The organism is Chromobacterium subtsugae, assembly GCF_001676875.1.
GTDB lineage: Bacteria > Pseudomonadota > Gammaproteobacteria > Burkholderiales > Chromobacteriaceae > Chromobacterium > Chromobacterium subtsugae.
Map to the genome: position 1 here is coordinate 1 of NZ_JYKA01000048.1, position 744 is coordinate 744.

Annotated in this window: 1 protein-coding gene; it reads right to left on the minus strand. The window is 65.6% G+C overall.

Going from position 1 to position 744, the window contains the following annotated elements:
• Positions 1-676 (minus strand): DNA cytosine methyltransferase (locus tag MY55_RS24710; protein ID WP_208856079.1); only part of this gene is annotated, 676 nt, incomplete at its 3' end.
• Between the last annotated feature and the right edge of the window lie 68 nt (positions 677-744).

Consider the following 744-nt stretch of genomic DNA (forward strand, 5'->3'; position numbering starts at 1 on the left):
CCAGAGCTGGGTTGCTTGGTGCAATGACAGCCCCCTCTTGCCCCTGGCTATGCACCCTTTTCCTCCGGCCTGCCGCGAGTCCTGGGCGGTCGGCGTGGGCCAGACCATCACCTGGGCCGACAGCTTCGGCTCGCCGCGGCTGTTCCACTTCCCGGCCGAGCGGTTCACTGCATCGTCCGCAACGGGCGTTTGCCACAAGCCAGATGCGGTCCCGCTGATGGGGCGCTCCAAGGTCGGATGCCGCAAGACAAGCCCACTGCGCGTCATACCCCAGCGCGGCAAGGTCACCGATGACCACGGCAAGGCCTCGTCCCACAAGCAGCGGTGAGTTCTCCACGAGGACGTGGCTGGGTCGTACCTCGCCGATGATTCGGGCCATTTCACGCCAGAGGCCTGAGCGCGCGCCGTCGATGCCTGCGCCGGCGCCGGCGGCGCTGATGTCCTGGCACGGGAATCCGCCAGAAACCACGTTAACAAGGCCGCGCCATGGCCGTCCGTCAAAGGTGCGCACGTCATCCCAGATCGGGAAATGCGGGAGAAGGCCGTCATTCTGTCGGGCTGCAAGTACAGCCGCGGCGTAGGGCTCCCATTCGACGGCGCAAACGGTGTTCCATCCGAGGAGGTGGCCGCCAAGAATTCCTCCACCAGCGCCCGCGAAAAGTGCCAACTCATTCATGCCATCCTCAAAAAGAAAGAGGCCCGCGCGGGCCTCGTGTGTTGGTGCTGGGCTTACAGCTCGCCCCC